Genomic DNA, 276 nt, shown 5'->3' on the forward strand with positions numbered 1-276 from the left:
CGCCTGCAGCGGAAGGTGAAGACACTGTTGTTACAGCAGTTGTAACGGATCCGCAAGGCAATGAATCACCAGAAGGCAGCGATAATTCAACAGTTGACTTGGTAGTTCCGGGTGATGTGGATGGTGACGGTGAAAAAGACCTAACAGGTGCGCCAGTTGTTGAAATTCAAGATGGCGGTGATGATGTCATTAACCCATCTGACTTGAATGCAGACGGCACTGTTGATGCAAAAGTAACCTTCCCGAAAGATGCGGGTTATAGCGTTGGTGATACTG

1 protein-coding gene is annotated in these 276 nt (G+C 48.2%); it reads left to right on the forward strand.

From position 1 onward, the window contains the following. The coding region (locus MJ643_RS30710; protein ID WP_247727311.1) for a hypothetical protein at window positions 1-276 on the forward strand (276 nt) is incomplete at both ends.

Origin of the sequence: Pseudomonas sp. PNPG3, from assembly GCF_023093815.1 — a bacterium.
GTDB classification, from domain to species: Bacteria; Pseudomonadota; Gammaproteobacteria; order Pseudomonadales; family Pseudomonadaceae; genus Aquipseudomonas; species Aquipseudomonas asiatica.